Below are 20,503 nucleotides of genomic sequence, written 5' to 3'. Positions count from 1 at the left end.
TCACAATCAAATCATCACTCAACGATGAGGAATTAAACGAGGCACGTTGGAGTATCTGTGTTATTTATTGTGCTTAGCATTTACGGCTTTATTGAGCCACTTACTGCATTTAAATCGCTATAGATGCAGGCTTAGTTCAAATACAAGCATGATGAATCAATCGATTTTAATGTGATGTTCTAGCGCACTTAACTTAGACCAAGACAAAACCTTATCCTCTCCACAGGAGTGCAAAGTCACGGGGAAGGATTGGTGTAACTGTGGCCACTGCTGCGCGAGGTTATCTGGCGTAAAAAGACCTTCATTAAAATACATAGGCTGAAACTCGACAAACATGCCGTGGCTAACACTGCCCGCTCCGGCGAGTAGATGTTGACCATTTGGCGCCTGTTCACTCACCAAGAAAGCCGTAGTAGCAGTTAATGATTCAAAGGAAAATAGCGGCTGAATCGCACTCGCTAAATGTTTGGCCGTCATCGCGGTTACGGCCTGAGGGCATAAACTATTGACTCGAATATTATGAATTTCACCTTCTAATGATAAGCTATTCACCATGCCGACCAGCGCCATCTTGCTCGCACTAAAACCAACTTGGTGCAAGTCACCGAACAAGGCCGAGGCTCCCGTTGTCATCATTATCCGGCCAAAATGCTGTTGTTGCATATAAGGCCAAACAGCTTGAGTGAGATAAAAGCTGCCATTGAGATCGACATCCAATTGCCGTTGCCACTGCTCAAGTTTAATGTGCTCAAAGGGACAAGCACCATAAACGCCCGCGTTATTAATCAAGATATCAATGCGATGCCAGCGTAGGATAACCTCTTCAATCATGCTATTCACTTCATTTCGCTGACTCACATCAAGCACAAAATAAATGCAATCTCCACCGAGTTTAATAATGCTGCAATAGGTCTGCATTAATTCTAAGTTAGCTTGGCTCGTCTGAGCGCCGTCGGTGGAAATTGACTCATAAGACGATAACGGCTGGTCGACGAGTATCACTTTTGCCCCCCGTTCAGCCAACATGATGGCATACGCTCGACCTAACCCAGCCGCAGCCCCAGTGACTAATGCCACCTTATTGTCAAAACGCATCCAAATATGTCCTTATCGGCATTGTTGTAGCGGCAAAAAATAACGAGCATAGGGTAACAACCACCTATGCTATCGACTAAACAGAGTATTTAGCGTTACGCCTATGTCATGGACAGCACAAAGCCTCCATTAACATTAACTATGGAAACACAGACTTTTTTGATTTTCTTTGAACTTAACGACAAATCTCATCCTGCATCAGTGAACATATGTGCGCCAATTCAAACTCTGTTAAATGCGTTTATTAGATAGTGCTCACTTTCGTGTTAAATCTTGTTATGCTATGCGCTAATTGAGCCCTTGCTCGGTACCATTCCCATTTACCAATAATGACTGGACGCCATGAATCCTTGGATTTTAGCAATAAGACCCCGTACGCTACCCGCGGCCATAGGTCCCCTACTGATAGGCAACATTCTCGCCCTGCATCTTGAGAGTTACAGCTGGTTAATCGCTGCCACTTCAATGTTGTGTGCTGTCTTATTACAAATCGCCGTCAACCTCGCTAACGACTATTTTGATTTTAAAAACGGCATAGATACAGACGAGCGCTTAGGGCCCGTTCGCGTGACTCAAAGTGGTTTAATTTCACCAACAAGCGTTCGCAATGCCATGATATTTTGTCTCTTAATGGCGCTTGCCGTGGGATCATATCTGATTTGGCACGGAGGCTGGCCCATCGCCATTCTCGCCGCAGCCGCTATTTTAGGTGCTCTTGGCTACAGTGGTGGCCCCTATCCCCTAGCCTCCCATGGGCTCGGTGAAGTAGCGGCATTTGTCTTTTTTGGCTTAGTTGCAGTGGTGGGCAGTTATTATCTGCAGGCGGGCGATACAACTATTAATGCTTGGTTATTAGGCTGTGCGATTGGCTTGTTTAACGCTGCGATTATGTTGGTGAATAACACTCGCGACATCCGTACCGACACCCAAGCGGGCAAGCATACTCTAGCAGTACGTATCGGCGAAGCTCAGGCAAAAGTGCTTTATCAAGCTTTAATCTATTTGCCCTTTGGCTTAGTCATCGCAGGCTTTTTATTCGGTATTTTACCCGGTTTACCAGTACTACTTGCGGGATTATCTCTGCTTATTGCCCGCAAACTCAGTAGCGATTTTTATGCCGTTTCTGGTGAAGCCTTAAATCCGTTACTCGGCCGTACAGCTAAGTTAACCATGATTTTCAGTACCTTGTTTAGCGTGGGTTTAGTGTTTACCGCATAAGAGTAAATCAGCTAAGCTAATGCTACACCACAGCTCAATGCTGAATATAAAAAGGTTCATATCTTCGATAGATACGAACCTTTTTTATTGGCCGCAACACAACTTCAATTTGGCTTATTATCGACGAGGGAAATCCTACCCTCCATTTATTGCCAGATATAACCAGAGATCAGCGTGTTTAACAAAATACCATTAAAGTTGCGTTCGGCATGGGATGAACCATTATGGCCTGCACCAAAACACACATGTAGCGGTAATAAATGTTCTTCCCGCGGATGACTAAAACGCGCTTCAGGGGCTGATTGCCAATGAGTTAACGCTGTTTTTACCTCGGCAAAACTAACACTTGCCGTTAAAGTTTGCGTCAACCAATGATCAAATTCTGCACTGCGGCTTTGCACTGTGAGATCGCTTGAGAAAAAAGCCCGCATATTGTGAAACGACATGCCAGACCCCACGATCAACACCCCTTGGTCCCGCAGCGGAGCTAAAGCCTCCCCAATCGCTATATGGGTTTTAGGATCGAGGCTATCGACTAACGACATCTGCACCACGGGAATATTCGCCTCAGGATACATCAACTTAAGTGGTACAAAGGTACCGTGATCGAATGCGCGTTCGCTATCTAAGCGGGCGGCGATGCCCTTATCCGCTAGCATATTCGCAATCTGTGCGGCTAATTCTGGCTCACCGGGTGCAGGATATGTCAGCTGATAAGCCTCAGGTGGAAATCCATAGTAATCATACAAAATACTTGGCTTTGGGCTACTCGACAAAGTCACCACAGATTCTTCCCAATGGGCAGTGATCAACACAATCGCCTTCGGAGCTGTTATTGACACTATTACTGAAGTTAAAAATGCACGCAATTCCCTATGATTAACATCATTGAGCAAAGGCATTGGGCCACCACCGTGGGGCACAAATAGCACAGGCATACGACTCGCGTTAACTTGCATCATAATCCTCTCGTGTTGATTAACTTATATCTGTACTACTGGCTTTAAACTCAGTATTTCTCACTTAACTCACTGTTCTACATAACACTTCAATGCACGCTTAAAAAGCGGAGCGATTCAGCACCAACTGCCGCTGAAATCGCACTAAACGCTCAACAATTTCATCCAGTTTAATAATCAGAAAGAGTCCTGCCGATAAACTCAATGCCAGCAATGCATTAATCGGCGCTTCATAGTTAAAGTGGAAATAAATCGCCCCCATCATAATCGCCAGTAAACCGCTCGCCGATAGCACTCGGTAGTCACGTAGACACAACCCAAGGGCGCCAATCACTTCCATCAAACCAATAAAATAACCAAAACCAGTGGGAAGATTCATTAATGTGAACGGAACATGGAACATAGACACGCCAAATAACTTGGCAAATCCCGAGATGAAAAACACTATGCTCATCGCCAATGTGACGGTTGCAGCGGCGCGATTGAGTGTATTGGCACAAAGGAATAACTTCTGTGTATCAATCTCTACAACTAAGCCATTGATACTTGACCCCTTGGTATCACATAAGTTTGAAAATCGCATCGCACACACCCCATTGATCTTAATATTGCCGTCAGTCTTGGGCATAAATTCGCAGACGACGAGCGAGAATGGAATCGATTATGAGCCGATAAAAGATAAATAAATATGGAATAAAATCTAATATCTCATAAACTAATAATTTATGACTTGTGAGCAATCCTTGTGACCTTAGACCAACTGCTGATGTTTAAAACCGTAGCTGAGGCGGGCTCACTCAAAGCTGCCAGTGACAAGCTGCATAAAACCCAACCCGCCATTAGTCAAAGTATCAAACAGTTAGAATCTCAACTCGATCTTATCCTGTTTAATCGCGAAGGTTATCGACTAGCCATCACTGAGCAAGGTCGAAAACTGCTGCAACATACCCTGCGGGTACTGAATGAAGCGCAAGAAATGAAGCAAGTAGCGAAGCATTTAGCCAAAGGTAACGAAGCAAGCATCACCTTAGCTTTTGAAGCCTCCTTTAATCTCGCTCGAATTTTGCCGATTTTAGAGCTGACTCAAAATGAGTTTCCCTATACCCAAATTATTCTCAAACAAGAGTTTTTAACTGGTGCACTCGAAGCGCTGAATCAAGATAAAGCCGAAATCATCATCTCCGCAGGCGGAATTGAGCCCATACGCTCGAGTCATTTAGAATTAGCCTATTTATTTTCCGGTAGTCTGCTCGATGTCGCCGCACCGCGCATGCTTGAGCGTCATCCAACACTGACCTACGCACGAGAGCTCGTTAATGAATACCAAATCGTGATCCAAGATACGGGCTCAGGCACTGCGAATATTGAGTTTGGGGTACAGGCGGGGCAACGACGTTGGTATGTTAATGATTTTTATACCAAGAAAATGCTTATTCAAAGTGGTATGGGCTGGGGCAAGCTGCCGCACTATATGATTGTAGATTCACTCAAACAGGGCGCGTTGATTGCACTGGATCTGCGTGAAAGGCAAAACAACATTCAACTCGATTACTATGTGATGCGAAAACCCCACTCACCTTTAGGCCCCGTCGCCCAAGCACTCTGGCAAAAGCTGATCGCTTTTTCTGTAGATGAATTTAAAACATAACACCAAAGTAAAAAGGGCCAATAGGCCCTTTTAAATCAAACAAAAATTACTGTACTTCTTGCTTGGCAATGGCGCGGTCTAACTTAGCTCGTTCAACTTCAGGGGACGCTTTAATCGCGTTCACTAGGTTGATGAGATCAGTGCCATCTTCAGCGGCTAACAAGAGTAAATTACTCTTGTTTTGCCAATCCACTTTCAGGCCATGAACTTTTGCAAAATCCTCAGCTGAAACGCCAGGTTTAAGCTTAACAACCAATTTGCCTGTCATTTCTGCAAATGGCTTACCAGACTGAGTCACTACTTTCTGTCCTTTCGTTAACTGTTTAGCTTGCTTCACGCCAGCATCAGTTTTGACAAAATATTGGTTGTCAGTACCCAAAAATTCAGCACGACTGACTGTGACGCCTTGTGTTTCACCTTGAGGTTCAACCAAATCAACTTTGTCATGTGCCATAACTTGTGCAGATAACGTAAGAGCAACTGCAACTAATGATAAATTCAACGCTTTCATTTAATACTCCTTAAGATGCAGACTTGGCAGCATGGCCATGGAAACGAATTGACCAACCTTTTAGTTTTCCATCAGCTTCATTAGGAATAGAGATATAACCTTGATCATATTTGATAAATTTATAGCTACCACTATTCACATCAATAAGCTTGATAGTCCATTCTCCCTTAGCTGATTCACCATAGAAAGCATTAGACAGCATAGGCGTTGCATCAAAGCCTGTAATGAGATCTTCAGGATCTGTTTTATCCATAACACCTTGATATACCATACCATTATAAGGTGTCATTAATACACTTTTCGTTCCTGCTGGAGATATTAGCTCAACAGCAAGATCCGGTAGACGTAAGTGATCTGCCGTTAACTCGATTTGTACAGCTTCAATGATTAAATCATCCGCTACCATCTGAGTATCACTAACACCATTGACGTCCGCGTCAGGAATAGCTTTTGCCAATTCTTGGCTCGCTTGCCATTCAGTTACCACATATTCACCTAAATCCTCAGCATAGGATTTAGCCAATTTTACCGCTTCGCTTACGTTAACTCGGCCGAAACCATAAAAATTATGGAATGAATAACCCGCAGCATTTTGTTGCCATCCCGGAATAGCAGCATATTCTGGAGCACCTTCACCCTCACCAATAGTAACGGTTTTAGTCGCAATATCAGCATTCACTTTAGTTGATGTTTTGGCTAGAACATGACGTACATCACGCCAAGTCAAATCAGGATTTGCACTCATGATCACAGCGACTGCACCTGAAGTATTTGGTGCCGCTGATGAGGTACCGTTCATCGTTGAAGTGTAATCACAATTTGAGTTTAAAGGATGTAATCCACCATGGAACGGCGTACTTGGGCGATCTTCTGCAATCGCAGAGCCATTCTCACAACCTACACGATCTGTTGTCACTATTGCTGGGTTATCTTCACCGTATTCACCACCAGGTGCAGTAACAAAAATGTTAGAACCTACAGATGAATAGCTCGATAACACGCCTTTAGCATTGATTGCACTAACGACTAAGTTGTAGACGTTTGCATTATCACTGGACATGTTTGAATTATGGAAAGGTAATCCATGGTTAGCAGGGTTTTCGGCTGTAGCAGAAAAATAATCACCTGGAAGCCAAAAGGTACTGAAACGGTAATAGTCATAACCATTACCTGCAGATTTAACGAAAATACTCCCTTTTCCATCAAAGCTCTGAGTGGCCACATCGCGATATACCTCAGACTCATCCTCATCAAAACCGTGTGGGAAAGGAACACTGTAACCATAGCTTTGGTTAAAAACACGCGCACTGTCGCTGTAAGCACTAGCGCCATGTGATTTAGTAAAATTTTCAAATGTTTGAACATTTGTCACTTTACCTGTCGGATCGGAATCTAAGAAGTTAAAACCAATTAGTTGTGCCTTTGGGGCGACACCACGACCACCAATACCGTTCCAACCTTCTGCTGCGATAATCCCGCCCACTGCAGTGCCGTGACCAGATTCACCAGAAAAAGGTGTAGGATCAACTGAACCTGTGATCAGATTATACGATCCTCCCTTGACAGTATTATTGACCAGATCGGGATGAGAAATTTCCAAGCCATCATCCACAACGGCAACTGTGATGCCTTGACCCATAACTTGCTTTGAAATTGCTTCACTAACATTCATGTCTTCGCCAGCGATACCACGATTCAATGCAAAAGAATTCTGGCCTGTGTTTTTCAAATGCCATTGATAAGCATATAAGGGATCGCCATTTTTGATATGAATTGTTAATGTGCCCTCTGCTTGATACTGACCGTCAGATACTTTAAATCTGACAACATCAGTGCCTTCACTGGCATTGGAAGCATAAGTAAATTCACCGGTACTTTTATTAACTAAAGTCAAAGTACCTAGTTTTAAATCAGTTGGATCAACTAAAGAGTAAGTCAAACCGCCTTCGGCATCTGTCGCATCTAATTTGCCAGTAAATAATAGAGACTGCGACACATCAATGATCATATCGGCAGTTGTTGGTGCTGTGTTGATCTTAGCGACTGGCTCTGGAGCCTTTTTGTCACTTCCACAACCTGCCAATAAGGCGGCTGTGATGCTTAATGCAACAATGGACATACGCATGGATAGACATTCCTTCTTGTCATTACATCTTATAATTTAATATTGGATAGCTAGAATTCACTCGCCTTTTATCCGCATTAAATACTGTTATTTTAGTTATTATTTAACCACCAAAAAACCAATATTAGCATTTGATGGTGATACATCTTTTAACACACAAGTAATCAAAATGAAAACAACAATAAACAGAAAAGTAGATTTAATGTGAGCTAAGCATCCATGCACAAAAATAGCAACAGCCTTAACCTCTCATTTGCAAATGAGGTAAATACCTACAAAATCAAAAAAATAAGTCAAACCAATAAATATTTAAGTAAATAAAAGCTATTTGGTAGAATGTTTAAAATTTAAAATAAATTGTTACATCTTTACGAAAGATGCATATTTTACAGCATGAAATACCTATTAATGTGAGAAATAAATACGCTAAAGCAAGTATGAAAAAACATACTTAGTCTAAATGCCGAACAGCAATATTATTAAAAAACTATTCTTATGGCGGGTTGAAAAGAGAGAATACATATAAGAATCACTAACCATACTCAGAAGACTAGAATCCATCAACTTGATCTTACTGACTCATATTTAACTTTATAACCCAAGGCATAAGGTTAATCTCGAAAAGTAATAGGCTATTGCGGAAATAAACTATTATCTTTGGCGCTAATGAGTTAATTGTCATTTCGTGCAAGCATAAAAAACCCTCAATATTGAGGGTCTTTATAAAATACTATATACGAGTTTTCACGAACATTAAACCTTAGCTAAGGTGCGCTCTTTGGCGCTCCAATCTAAGTGATATTTCTCGCCGGCTGGGGTATCGATACGCTCAAATGTATGGGAACCGAAAAAATCACGCTGACCTTGGAGCAAGTTTGCCGGTAATGTTTCGCAGCGGTAACTGTCGTAATACGCAAGAGCCGAGCTAATACAAGGTGCTGGAATGCCTTGCATCACCGCAGTCGCGACTGCGGTACGCCATAGGCCTTGCTTTTCAGACAAGGCAGACGCAAAACTGTCCGCCATCAACAGATTGCTAAGATCAGATTTGTCTTCATAGGCTTGAGTGATTGATTGCAAGAAAGTCGCGCGAATAATACAACCCGCACGCCAAATTTTTGCAATTTCAGCAAAGTCTAACTGCCATTTTTGTTCATGAGCCGTCATCGCCATCAACTGGAAGCCTTGGGCGTAACAACACACTTTCGCGCAATATAACGCGCTTTCAAGGGCTTCAATCAACAGTGCTTTTTGTGCGTCATCGATAACAGGTGCATTTGGCCCAGCCAATTTCTGGCTGAGTTGTAGACGTAAGGATTTTTGGGTACTTACGGCGCGCGCATACACAGCTTCAGCAATCGTCGGCGCCGGACAGCCAATTTGTAAACTGCTCACGGCCGTCCACAAACCCGTGCCTTTTTGGCCCGCTTTATCTAAGATCATTTCCACCAGCGGTTTACCCGTTAATGGATCGGCTTGTTTTAAGACTTCGGCACTGATCCCCATCAAATAGCTGTTTAAACTGCCTTTGTTCCAGCGTTCAAACACATCGCCCACTTCTGCAGCGCTCATGCCTAAACCGTCATGCAGCATTTGATACGCTTCGCAAATCAACTGCATGTCAGCGTATTCAATACCGTTATGCACCATCTTCACATAATGGCCAGAACCCGCAGGACCAATATAAGTCGTGCATGGCTCGCCTTCTGTCACGGGATTACCCGGCTCAAAGCGCTCTATGGGTAAACCTGTACTCGCATCAACCTTAGCGGCAATCGCTTTCCAAATCGGCGCAACATGGTGCCATGCATCGATATCACCGCTAGGCATAAGTGAGGGTCCAAAACGCGCACCGACTTCGCCGCCCGAAACTGCAGAGCTGAAAAATACAAACTGCCCTTTGTAGCGCGCTTCACGCTCAACAGTGTCAGTCCATAGGCTGTTACCAGTATCGATCACAATATCATCGGACTCAATTCCGGCAGAAATCAAAGCACTACAGACACCATCGACGGGTGCACCCGCGGGAACAGAAAGCACAAAAATACGGGGTTTTGTGAGACTGGCTAACATTTCGGTAAGATTAGCACAGCCAAGAATGCGAGACTCGAGTCCAGCACGTTCCTGTTTTTCTTGCTGTATTACACCATTAACTTTAACAGGATCGAGGTCAAACGCGCTGACGTGATATTGGTTATCTGCGATGTTTAGCGCAAGGTTTTTACCCATAACACCAAGGCCAATTACGCCGATATCATTAAGATTGCTGTGGTTTTGCATTATATTATTCCCACGGGTCACAGAGGTTAGAGCTAACCAATTTTGAGGGGTAATTATACCGATCTTTGTAACTTAATTACCAGAGACATACGATTGGCAATTTCGATTGTGCCGAAAGTACCAATCGTTTAGGTCTCATTTTATCTAGGGTGTGTTGACGTTTCAGGGTTGTTTTTGCAGCGAGTTGGCTGGCTTTATGCAAGGCAAAGCCCGTGCAGTGTAGTTATTCTACATAAACGGGCGATAACGCAGCAGAAACGCCAGCCAAACGCTGCCCGAAGGGTTCGTCTGGCAAGCTCTTGCTCTTTGTCACTCGTCATTTGAGTAGAATAACTACACGTCACTCCTCGTTTCGTGATCACGAGCTTGCCAGAGCGAACAAAATTTAATCTCGAAACGTCAACACGCCCTAGTAGAACCGTCAATTAATGGGCAAGTTTAAGCCCTAAAACACCCAGTAATATCAATATCAAACTGGCAATTTTAAGTAAGCTAACGCCTTCTCCTAAGAGGATAATTCCCGCAATCGCCGTACCCATAGCACCAATGCCGACCCACACGCCGTAAGCCGTACCGATAGGTAGCTGCTTAACCGCGAGTCCTAGTAGCAACACACTCACTGCCATCGACGCTACTGTAAAGATACTTGGCCACAAACGCGTAAAACCGTCGGTATATTTAAGCCCTATAGCCCAACCAATTTCAAATAAACCCGCAAGAACTAATAAGAACCAACTCATAGTGAACTCCCATAAAGGGGTCGTCCCCATGTCAGATTAGGCGTATTTAGGGTCGTCCCTAAGCCATTTGATTACAGTAAAACTGTAGGTGATATAGCTGTACGTGATAACAGTACGTGATAGCTGTGCGTGATAGTTGTACGTAATGAGAATGCAAGACTAGCAAATTTGAGGTGAAAATTTCAATCTTTGATTTTGCCGAAATAAGAAATGCCATGCGCAAAAAGGCGATAGCAAGCTTGGTCAGTTTACTATCGCCTTGATATTTCAACTCTCTATAAAACCTTTACACTCTTTCTATAAAAGCCTTTACGCTCTATTTCTTACACTAAGGCATCGGCATAACCCATGCGAGTGAGCGCGGTACGCACTAACTCTAAGGTTTGTGGATCTTCTATGGTCGCTGGCGCAGTATATTGCTGATTATCGGCAATTTTTCGCATAGTACCGCGTAAAATTTTACCCGAGCGCGTTTTAGGTAATTTTTGAATCGCACTCACTAACCTAAAAGAGGCGACGGGACCAATTTCTTGGCGTACCAGGGTTATTAACTGTTTATGCAGCTCTTCATCACTGATCGTCACACCTTTCTTGAGTACCACTAATCCGAGGGGAACTTGGCCCTTAAGCGCATCATCTACCCCAATTACCGCGGCTTCGGCCACATCAGGGTGTTGACATAACACTTCTTCGAAGCGTCCCGTCGATAGCCTGTGCCCCGCTACGTTTATGATGTCATCAATACGACTCATAATGTAGAGATAGCCGTCTTCATCTGTATAACCCGCATCGCCAGTTAAGTAGTACCCCGGATACATAGACAAGTAACTATCTTGATAGCGTTGATCATTTTGCCACAGTGTCGTTAAGGTTCCCGGCGGTAGAGGCAATTTAATCACCACATTCCCTGAGGTATTGGGTGCAACTTGCTCACCCAATTCGTCCAGCACTTCAACCGCATAACCCGGCACAGGTAAAGCTGGCGAACCTGGTTTAATGGTAACCGGCGCTGTACCCATCAAGTTTGCTGCGACAGGCCAGCCCGTTTCGGTTTGCCACCAGTGATCAATAACAGGTTTAGCGAGCTTAGTGTGTGCCCAAACTAAGGTATCGGGATCGCAACGTTCCCCAGCCAAAAACACATTTTTAAGACATTTTAAATCAACACCTTGTAGATATTCACCATCAGGATCTTCACGCTTGATTGCGCGAATAGCCGTCGGCGCGGTGAAGAAGCTTTTAACCTTATATTTGGCAATCGTGCGCCAAAATGCGCCGGGATCTGGCGTACCAACAGGTTTGCCTTCATACATTAAGGTTGTAGCGCCCACCAGCAGCGGTCCGTACACAATGTAAGAATGACCCACAACCCAACCCACATCGGACGCAGCCCAAAACACATCACCCGCTTGAATATCGTAAATATGCTGCATCGACCAAGCCAGAGCCACGGCATGGCCACCATTATCGCGTACCACACCTTTAGGCTGACCCGTGGTGCCTGAGGTATAAAGCACATACAAGGGATCGGTAGCCTTAAGCGCGACACAGTCGGCCTTAGGTGCAGTTGCTAATGCGGCTTGCCAATCTAAGTCACGGCCCTCAAGTAAATCGGCCTGATACTGGCTACGATTCAAAATTAGGCAGTGATCAACCTGATGCACAGACTGAGCCAAGGCTTTGTCTAGTAAAGGCTTATAAGGAATGACGCCCGAGGGCTCAATGCCGCAAGATGCAGACAAGACCAATTTGGGTTTAGCATCATTGATCCGAGTCGCGAGTTCATTGGCGGCAAAGCCACCAAAAACCACCGAATGAATCGCACCGATGCGAGCACAGGCCAGCATAGCGAAGGCGGTTTCAGGCACCATAGGCATATAAATCACCACACGGTCGCCCTTCACTATACCAATAGATTGCATAAAGCCCGCGAGTCGGCTCACTTGAGCCTGTAACTCCCCGTAGCTAATGCCGTATTCAGTATCAGTAACAGGACTCACATACTGGATAGCCACTTGGTCACCGCGTCCAGCCAACACATGGCGGTCAACGGCGTTATAACAAGTGTTCATCTCACCATCGGCGAACCAGTGATAAAACGGCGCCTGCGATTCATCGAGCACCGTTTGCGCCGGCTTAATCCAATCGAGCGTCTTCGCCGCTTCTCCCCAGAAATCGGCTTTATTAAGCAAGGATGCTTGGTGCAACGCTTGATGTTTTTGTTGGTTCTGTTTTTGATTTGTGGCTTGCGCTACAGATGCATTTTGCTGTTCGGTCAACATATGTCCTCCAATCAGGACTGCGACTCACATCGTCAGCCGCAATAACTACCCCTTCCTGCTTCTATTATTAGCAAGGAGGTTTAAAGCCCACTATTAGACGTTAGCCTATAACCAGAAGATATTTGTGGTTTTATGTGAGAACACTAATTTAAAGCATACGTTTTAATCTCGCTGCACAGGCTTATGGCAATTGGGATTGACACTTTTTTGCCAACAGAATAAAAGCCAAAATCTTTACCTTTACGTAAACTTCATATATCTTGCTTAAAACTGATTATTTAGGGTGCATGAATGAGCGCAACGAACACACCACAAACGACTTACTCGATCAGTGATCTCTCAAAAGAGTTTGATATCACTACTCGTAGTATTCGTTTTTACGAAGACCAAGGTTTGCTTAAACCTAAACGCCGCGGCCAAACCCGTATTTATAGCCTCAAAGACAGGGTGCGTCTCAAGCTCATTCTTCGCGGTAAACGCTTGGGCTTTTCTTTGGCAGAAACCCGTCGTTTGTTCGAATTATACGATGCCGACAAGAGCAGCACCTCACAGCTCAATACCATGCTTGCGCTAGTGGAAGAAAAGAAGTCCGCACTACAACAGCAAATGGACGACATCAAAGTCGTATTAATGGAACTCAATTCCGCCGAGCAGCAGTGCCGTTTAGCCTTAGAAGATAACAAAACGGCAAAAGCCTAAATCCCCGTTGACACAAAATCAAATCAATTTGATGGCGATAACGACTACGGATTTAAATACAAGATTTAAATACAAGATTTAAAAGACTCAAGCACCTAAAAATCATAAAAACTATAACAATCTGAAATTAGAACATCTGAAAGGACACAAGCAATGAACTCTCTCTACACAAGTCTGAATTTTGGCCTAGGCGAAGACGTCGATATGCTGCGCGATGCAGTGCAGGATTTTGCCGCGAATGAAATCGCCCCAATTGCCGCGAAAGTGGATCACGACAATGCCTTTCCCAATGAACTTTGGCCTGTGCTTGGAGGAATGGGACTGCTCGGAGTAACGGTACCCGAAGAGTTCGGCGGCGCAAACATGGGCTACCTAGCCCACGTCGTCGCAATGGAAGAAATCTCCCGTGCATCCGCTTCTATCGGCCTAAGTTATGGCGCCCACTCAAACCTGTGTGTCAATCAAATCAACCGTAACGGTAATGCAGCGCAAAAAGCCAAGTACCTGCCCAAACTGGTGAGCGGTGAGCATATTGGCGCGCTGGCCATGAGTGAGCCAAACGCGGGTTCTGACGTGGTTTCGATGAAGCTGCATGCCCGTAAAGAAGGCGACCGATTCATCTTAAACGGCAACAAAATGTGGATCACTAACGGTCCAGATGCACACACCTATGTCATTTACGCGAAAACCGACTTAACCAAAGGCGCACACGGTATTACCGCCTTTATCGTTGAGCGTGATTCGAAAGGTTTTAGCCAAGCACAAAAACTCGACAAACTCGGCATGCGCGGCTCTAACACCTGCGAACTGGTGTTTGAAGATGTGGAAGTGCCAGAAGAAAACATTTTAGGTGGCCTCAACAACGGCGTAAAAGTGCTAATGAGCGGCTTAGATTACGAGCGCGTCGTGCTATCTGGCGGCCCGCTAGGGATCATGAACGCTTGTATGGATATCGTTGTACCTTACATCCACGAGCGTGAGCAATTTGGTAAATCGATTGGTGAATTCCAATTGGTACAGGGCAAGTTAGCCGACATGTACACCGGCATGAATGCCGCCAAATCCTACGTGTATGCCGTAGCAAAATCCTGCGATCGCGGTGAAACCACCCGTAAAGACGCCGCAGGTGCGATTCTTTATAGCGCAGAACTCGCCACTAAAATGGCACTGGATGCAATCCAACTGCTCGGCGGTAATGGTTATGTGAACGAATACGCCACCGGCCGTTTACTGCGTGATGCCAAGCTGTATGAAATCGGCGCGGGCACCTCTGAAATTCGCCGCATGCTGATTGGCCGCGAACTGTTCAATGAGTCGAAATAACGCGAGTTCCAATAATCTCTCACAAGTGAATGGGTAGCACTGCACTGTAATTTACAGTTTGTGCCGCCCATTCGAGCAAGGTGATACCGAGTTTCCGCTTTATAAGGACAATCAAAGTGACGCAAATAAGCAGTCGTATCAACGCCCGTAGCGATGAATTTAAAGCAAAATCCGACGATATGGCCGCCCTAGTGGCCGATCTTAAAACTAAACTCAATAAAATCGAACTCGGCGGCGGCCCTGTTGCGCTGGAGCGTCATTTATCCCGCGGTAAATTACTCCCACGTCAACGGGTTGAAAAGCTGCTCGATGCAGGTTCACCCTTTTTAGAACTGTCGCAATTTGCCGCGTTTGAAGTCTACGACGAAGAAGTGCCCGCAGCGGGCATTATTGCCGGTATCGGCCGAGTGAGTGGCGTGGAATGCATGATCATCGCCAACGACGCCACAGTTAAAGGCGGCACTTACTACCCGATTACCGTCAAAAAACACCTTCGCGCCCAAGATATTGCCAGCCGTTGTCACTTGCCTTGTATTTATTTAGTCGACTCGGGCGGCGCTAACCTGCCCCGCCAAGATGAAGTCTTCCCCGACCGCGACCATTTCGGCCGCATCTTTTACAATCAAGCGCAAATGTCCGCTAAGGGCATTCCCCAAATTGCAGTGGTGATGGGCTTATGTACCGCAGGCGGCGCCTATGTGCCGGCCATGGCGGATGAATCGATTATCGTAAAAGATCAAGGCACTATCTTCTTAGCCGGTCCGCCATTAGTGAAAGCGGCCACAGGTGAAGAAGTCAGCGCCGAAGAACTCGGCGGCGCCGAAGTGCACACTAAAATTTCCGGTGTGGCGGATCATTTAGCCCAAAACGATGAGCATGCGTTAGAGCTTGCACGCCGCGCGGTATCACGCCTGAATCATCAAAAAGAAATCAAATCACTCTTAAGTCCTGTCAAACCGCCGAAGTTCGACATTAGCGAACTGTACGGCATTGTCGGCACTGATTTGAAAAAGCCCTTTGATGTCAAGGAAGTGATCGCCCGTATCGTCGATGATTCTGATTTTGATGAGTTTAAAGCCAACTATGGGGCGACCTTAGTATGCGGTTTTGCCCGTATTCACGGCTACCCAGTCGGCATTGTCGCTAACAACGGCATTCTGTTCTCTGAGTCGGCGCAAAAAGGCGCGCACTTTATTGAGCTATGCTGCCAACGCAAAATTCCGCTGCTGTTCCTGCAAAACATCACTGGCTTTATGGTGGGTAAAAAGTACGAACACGAAGGCATAGCCAAACACGGCGCTAAGATGGTGACTGCGGTTTCTTGCGCCAATGTACCTAAATTCACTGTGATTATTGGCGGCAGCTACGGCGCGGGTAACTACGGCATGTGTGGCCGCGCGTTCGAACCGACCATGATGTGGATGTGGCCTAACGCCCGTATATCTGTGATGGGCGGCGAGCAAGCCGCAGGCGTTCTCGCCACAGTGCGCCGCGACGGTTTAGCCCGTAAAGGCGAAGAATGGTCGTTAGAGGATGAAAAAGCCTTTAAAGCGCCAATTGTCGCCCAGTACGACAAAGAAGGTCATCCGTATCATGCCAGCGCCCGTTTATGGGATGACGGCATTATTGACCCAGCGCAAACCCGCGATGTGGTCGGCCTTGCCCTATCGGCGGCATTAAATGCTCCTATCGAAGACACCCGCTTTGGTGTGTTCCGTATGTAAACCATACGTATACACAGCAAATCAATAAGATAGGGAAACAGTTATGACAAATTTACCAATAACGCCACAGGAATTAAGCAACTTGCAGCACGTGAGTTACTCACTCAATAACGGCGTTGCCGAGCTTATTCTTGACCGAGCAGAAGTACACAACGCCTTCGATGAAGTGATGATTAGCGAGATGATTAGCGTCCTTAGCTATTTTGCTGAGCACAAGCAATGCCAAGTGCTGGTACTCAAAGCAAATGGCAAAAACTTCAGCGCCGGCGCCGATCTCAATTGGATGCGCAAACAAGCCAAAATGGACTTTGAGCAAAATCTAAATGATGCCAAAGCCTTAGCAAAACTGATGCAGGATTTAGATACCTTTCCAAAACCCACCATTGCATTAGTGCAAGGCGCAGCCTTTGGCGGCGCACTGGGGCTGATTTGCGCCTGCGATATCGCTATCGCCACGACGCGCGCCAGCTTTTGCTTAAGCGAAGTAAAACTCGGATTAATTCCTGCGGTAATTAGCCCTTACGTTGCCCGCGCTATGGGTAACCGTGCATCGCGCCGCTACATGCTGACCGCCGAGCGTTTTAGTGCAGAAACCGCATTAAAGCTTAACGTCATTCATGAGATCAGCGATGACTTAGACGCCGCCGCAAAGCCGATGATTGACGCGTTGCTAGCCAACAGCCCGCAAGGCATGGCATGGGTAAAAACACTGCTGTCGCATCTTGAAGACGGCGTGATAGACCAAAAAACCATTGATTACACTAGCGAGCGTATCGCCCGCATTCGGGTATCGACCGAGGGCCAAGAAGGCTTAAACGCCTTTTTTGAGAAACGTCAGCCTAACTGGCAACAAGCACACTCAACGCCCTCCAAGCCCATGCAAAAGCCAAGTGATACCCAAGGAGCCCTTTGATGTTGACCAAGCACATGTTTACTAAACTATTAATTGCTAACCGCGGTGAAATCGCCTGTCGCATCATCAAAACGGCCCATGCCATGGGCGTTCGCACCGTTGCCTTATATTCCGATGCCGATAAAGAAGCGCGCCATGTCGCCATGGCCGACGAATCTTTCTATCTAGGCGGCAGTGCGCCGGCAGACTCCTATTTAAAGGGCGATTTGATTATCGATATCGCCAAAAAAGCCGGCGCCCAAGCCATTCACCCTGGGTACGGTTTCTTATCTGAAAACGCCGACTTTGCCCGTAAATGTGAAGCCGCAGGCATCGTCTTTGTTGGCCCAGGTAGCGATGCTATCGATGCCATGGGCAGTAAAAGCGCCGCTAAATCTATTATGACAGCGGCAAACGTGCCCTTAGTGCCCGGTTACCACGGCGATGACCAAACCGATGCGACCTTAAAAGCGGAGGCACTGAAAATCGGCTTCCCTATGCTGATTAAAGCGGCTTATGGCGGCGGCGGTAAAGGCATGCGTATCGTCGAGAATGAAGGCGAAATCATGGAAGCCGTTAACTCGGCGCGCCGTGAAGCGGCCTCTTCTTTTGGTAACGATAAGTTATTGATGGAGCGTTATTTACGCCAGCCGCGCCACGTCGAAGTGCAAGTGTTTGCCGACACCTTTGGCAACGCGATTTATTTATCGGATCGCGATTGTTCGATTCAACGTCGCCACCAAAAAGTGGTCGAAGAAGCGCCAGCGCCAGGGTTAAGCGATGCACTGCGCGCCCAAATGGGTGAAGCAGCCGTCGCGGCAGCCAAAGCCATCGATTATGTTGGCGCGGGGACTGTAGAGTTTCTGCTAGATACAGACAATAGCTTCTATTTTATGGAGATGAACACCCGTCTGCAGGTTGAGCATCCAGTGACTGAGATGGTCACAGGCCAAGATTTAGTGAAATGGCAATTGATGGTCGCCAGTGGTCAGCCACTGCCCCTTAAGCAAGATGAAGTACGTATTCACGGCCACTCCTTTGAAGTGCGTATTTATGCCGAAGATCCACAGAATGAGTTTTTACCCGCCAGCGGTAAGCTCAACTTTTTGCGCGAACCCGAGCAAAGCAAATACGTGCGTATCGATTCGGGCATTCGTGAAAACGATGTGATCAGTAACTTCTACGATCCTATGATTGCCAAGCTTATCGTCTGGGATGAATCGCGCCCACGCGCCCTGCAACGTTTAGTGCATGCGTTAGAGTCGTATCAAATCAGCGGTCTTAAGCACAACATTGAGTTTTTAGCGAACATTGCCGAACACCCAGCGTTTGCCAATGCCGACTTTAGCACTGACTTTATTGGCCGTTATGGCGACACCTTAATTGGCACAGCTTCAAGCGAAGCTGACACTGCCCTTGCCTTTGCCGCGCTGTATCAAGTGCTTGCCCGTAAAGAAGCCGCCAAAGCACAAGCGATCAACAGCGCCGATCCTTACTCGCCTTGGGGTCAAGTCAGCGGCTTTAGACTCAACAGCTGCAGCCAGCACAATATTGCCCTGCTCGATGATGCCCATGAATTGCAGCAGTTAGTGATGCTCGATTTAGGCGGCATGTATCAGCTACCGCTGCACGGACAAGATTGGTTGCTAAATGGCGAGCTGAAACAAGATTTACTGCTCGCCGAAATCAACGGCCATAAGAGTAAAGTGCCCGTTAGTGCCCAAGGTGATGACTTTACGCTATTTTTATCCTCTGGCAGTTACCACTTTAAAGCAGTGCAAACACTCGTGGTCGAAGAACAAGCCAGCAATGCTGACAAGTTAAAAGCACCGATGAACGGTACGGTAGTGACCCATTTAGTCGATGTCGGCACACAAGTGAAATCGGGCCAAGGTTTGCTAGTGATGGAAGCCATGAAGATGGAATACACCATCGAAGCCCCCTTTGATGGCATAGTCACTGAGTTCTACTTTAAAGCGGGCGAGCTGGTCACCGATGGTGCAACCTTGCTTAACGTTGAGCCGTTAGAGACAAACGAGCCAACCGCGACCAAGGAAGCCTAAGATGTCTTTAGTCAATCTAAGCCAAGCCGCGAACGCCAAAGACAGAGTCAGCATCTTCGAGATGGGCGCGCGCGACGGCCTGCAAAACGAAGTCGCTGTGCCGACGGTAGCTAAAATCGCCTTGATTGAATCGCTGGCAGGTGCGGGGCTTAAGCGTATCGAAGCAGGCAGCTTTGTGTCACCTAAATGGGTGCCACAAATGGCCGATTCTGCCGATGTGCTCAAGCAAATACAGCGTCAAAGCGGCGTGGTGTATAGCGCGCTCACACCCAACGTCAAAGGCTTTGAACTGGCACTGGATGCAAAAGCGAGTGAGGTGGCAATATTTGGCGCCGCCTCACAAAGCTTTAGTCAGCGCAATATCAACTGCTCGATAGAAGAGTCGATTGAACGCTTTATCCCTTTGATGGAATTAGCAAAAGCGCACAATATTCCGGTGCGCGGCTATGTGTCCTGTGTGCTCGGCTGCCCCTATGAAGGTGAGATAGCGGTCAGTGAAGTGGCCCGTGTGTCTGAAATCCTTTACAAAATGGGCTGCTACGAAATATCGCTCGGCGACACTATCGGTGTAGGCACGCCGCAAAAAGCCCGTAGAATGCTGCAAACAGTGGCTGAGCGCGTCCCAGTCGAAAAACTGGCGCTACACTTTCACGACACCTATGGCCAAGCATTAGCCAACATTTTGGCCTGTTTAGACTTAGGTGTGCGGGTGTTTGACTCCTCGGTTGCGGGTCTTGGTGGTTGCCCCTATGCCAAAGGCGCATCGGGCAATCTTGCCACCGAAGACTTAGTGTATATGCTGCACGGCATGGGATTCGAAACGGGTATCGATTTACCAAAACTCGCGTTAGCAGGGCAAGCGATCAGCACGCAGTTGAATCGTAAAAACGGTTCGAAAGTGGCCACAGCCCTGTTAGCAAAATAGAACAACAATAATTAACGAC

Annotated in this window: 16 protein-coding genes; 8 read left to right on the top strand and 8 right to left on the bottom strand. The window is 46.4% G+C overall.

Annotated elements, in window-relative coordinates; all coding sequences use genetic code 11:
• Window positions 1-156 precede the first annotated feature (156 nt).
• Window positions 157-1,095, bottom strand: a complete 939-nt coding sequence (locus L5M29_RS05535) for an SDR family NAD(P)-dependent oxidoreductase (protein WP_173243966.1) — start codon at window positions 1,093-1,095, stop codon at window positions 157-159.
• A 342-nt stretch (window positions 1,096-1,437) separates the two neighbouring features.
• Between L5M29_RS05535 and L5M29_RS05530 the strand changes: the two genes are divergently transcribed.
• Complete coding sequence (locus L5M29_RS05530; RefSeq protein ID WP_028761099.1) at window positions 1,438-2,313, top strand: 1,4-dihydroxy-2-naphthoate polyprenyltransferase; 876 nt, start codon at window positions 1,438-1,440, stop codon at window positions 2,311-2,313.
• A gap of 146 nt (window positions 2,314-2,459) precedes the next feature.
• On the opposite strand, the gene L5M29_RS05525 is transcribed toward L5M29_RS05530, so the two are convergent.
• Both L5M29_RS05525 and L5M29_RS05520 read right to left on the bottom strand, forming a co-directional pair.
• Window positions 2,460-3,275 carry a DODA-type extradiol aromatic ring-opening family dioxygenase gene (locus L5M29_RS05525; RefSeq protein WP_263166644.1) on the bottom strand — a complete coding sequence of 272 codons (816 nt, stop codon included), beginning with the start codon at window positions 3,273-3,275 and terminating at the stop codon, window positions 2,460-2,462.
• Window positions 3,276-3,372: 97 nt separating this feature from the next.
• Entirely contained in the window at window positions 3,373-3,855 is a 483-nt protein-coding gene (locus L5M29_RS05520) for a DoxX family protein (RefSeq protein WP_263166641.1), read from the bottom strand.
• 162 nt (window positions 3,856-4,017) lie between these two features.
• Here L5M29_RS05520 and L5M29_RS05515 point away from each other — a divergent pair, with 162 nt between their 5' ends.
• Window positions 4,018-4,920 carry a LysR family transcriptional regulator gene (locus L5M29_RS05515; RefSeq protein WP_126491613.1) on the top strand — a complete coding sequence of 301 codons (903 nt, stop codon included), beginning with the start codon at window positions 4,018-4,020 and terminating at the stop codon, window positions 4,918-4,920.
• 46 nt (window positions 4,921-4,966) lie between these two features.
• Here the strand turns inward: L5M29_RS05515 and L5M29_RS05510 are convergent, their stop codons facing one another.
• The 5 genes from L5M29_RS05510 to L5M29_RS05490 all read right to left on the bottom strand — a co-directional run bounded on the left by L5M29_RS05510 (window position 4,967) and on the right by L5M29_RS05490 (window position 12,858).
• On the bottom strand, window positions 4,967-5,431 hold the full coding sequence (locus L5M29_RS05510) for a hypothetical protein (protein ID WP_006085523.1): 465 nt from the start codon (window positions 5,429-5,431) through the stop codon (window positions 4,967-4,969).
• A 10-nt stretch (window positions 5,432-5,441) separates the two neighbouring features.
• Window positions 5,442-7,556 carry a S8 family serine peptidase gene (locus L5M29_RS05505; protein WP_263166640.1) on the bottom strand — a complete coding sequence of 705 codons (2,115 nt, stop codon included), beginning with the start codon at window positions 7,554-7,556 and terminating at the stop codon, window positions 5,442-5,444.
• A gap of 753 nt (window positions 7,557-8,309) precedes the next feature.
• The gene (gene gndA, locus L5M29_RS05500; RefSeq protein ID WP_212600846.1) at window positions 8,310-9,836 is read right to left on the bottom strand and encodes an NADP-dependent phosphogluconate dehydrogenase; all 1,527 of its coding nucleotides are present in this window, start codon (window positions 9,834-9,836) and stop codon (window positions 8,310-8,312) included.
• A gap of 425 nt (window positions 9,837-10,261) precedes the next feature.
• Window positions 10,262-10,576 (bottom strand): quaternary ammonium compound efflux SMR transporter SugE, encoded by a 315-nt coding sequence (sugE, locus tag L5M29_RS05495; RefSeq protein ID WP_028761104.1) that lies wholly within the window; start codon window positions 10,574-10,576, stop codon window positions 10,262-10,264.
• Between the two features lie 323 nt (window positions 10,577-10,899).
• Window positions 10,900-12,858 (bottom strand): propionyl-CoA synthetase, encoded by a 1,959-nt coding sequence (locus L5M29_RS05490; RefSeq protein WP_263166638.1) that lies wholly within the window; start codon window positions 12,856-12,858, stop codon window positions 10,900-10,902.
• A gap of 291 nt (window positions 12,859-13,149) precedes the next feature.
• Here L5M29_RS05490 and L5M29_RS05485 point away from each other — a divergent pair, with 291 nt between their 5' ends.
• The 6 genes from L5M29_RS05485 to L5M29_RS05460 all read left to right on the top strand — a co-directional run bounded on the left by L5M29_RS05485 (window position 13,150) and on the right by L5M29_RS05460 (window position 20,484).
• The gene (locus tag L5M29_RS05485; RefSeq protein ID WP_006082318.1) at window positions 13,150-13,557 is read left to right on the top strand and encodes a MerR family transcriptional regulator; all 408 of its coding nucleotides are present in this window, start codon (window positions 13,150-13,152) and stop codon (window positions 13,555-13,557) included.
• A 153-nt stretch (window positions 13,558-13,710) separates the two neighbouring features.
• Window positions 13,711-14,880 (top strand): isovaleryl-CoA dehydrogenase, encoded by a 1,170-nt coding sequence (locus tag L5M29_RS05480; protein ID WP_012089637.1) that lies wholly within the window; start codon window positions 13,711-13,713, stop codon window positions 14,878-14,880.
• 116 nt (window positions 14,881-14,996) lie between these two features.
• Window positions 14,997-16,604: a carboxyl transferase domain-containing protein gene (locus L5M29_RS05475; protein ID WP_011847235.1), complete on the top strand. Its 1,608-nt coding sequence runs from the start codon at window positions 14,997-14,999 to the stop codon at window positions 16,602-16,604.
• Window positions 16,605-16,647: 43 nt separating this feature from the next.
• A complete protein-coding gene (locus tag L5M29_RS05470) occupies window positions 16,648-17,517 on the top strand; it encodes an enoyl-CoA hydratase-related protein (protein WP_198573823.1) in 870 nt (289 codons plus the stop codon).
• Window positions 17,517-19,559, top strand: a complete 2,043-nt coding sequence (locus L5M29_RS05465; RefSeq protein WP_263166633.1) for an acetyl/propionyl/methylcrotonyl-CoA carboxylase subunit alpha — start codon at window positions 17,517-17,519, stop codon at window positions 19,557-19,559. The genes L5M29_RS05470 and L5M29_RS05465 overlap by 1 nt, the downstream gene beginning before the upstream one ends.
• 1 nt (window position 19,560) lies before the next feature.
• Window positions 19,561-20,484, top strand: a complete 924-nt coding sequence (locus tag L5M29_RS05460) for a hydroxymethylglutaryl-CoA lyase (protein ID WP_263166632.1) — start codon at window positions 19,561-19,563, stop codon at window positions 20,482-20,484.
• Window positions 20,485-20,503: the final 19 nt, after the last annotated feature.

This window comes from Shewanella sp. SM95 (genome assembly GCF_025653595.1).
GTDB lineage: Bacteria > Pseudomonadota > Gammaproteobacteria > Enterobacterales > Shewanellaceae > Shewanella > Shewanella oncorhynchi.
This window is presented reverse-complemented; position numbering and strand designations above follow the sequence as displayed.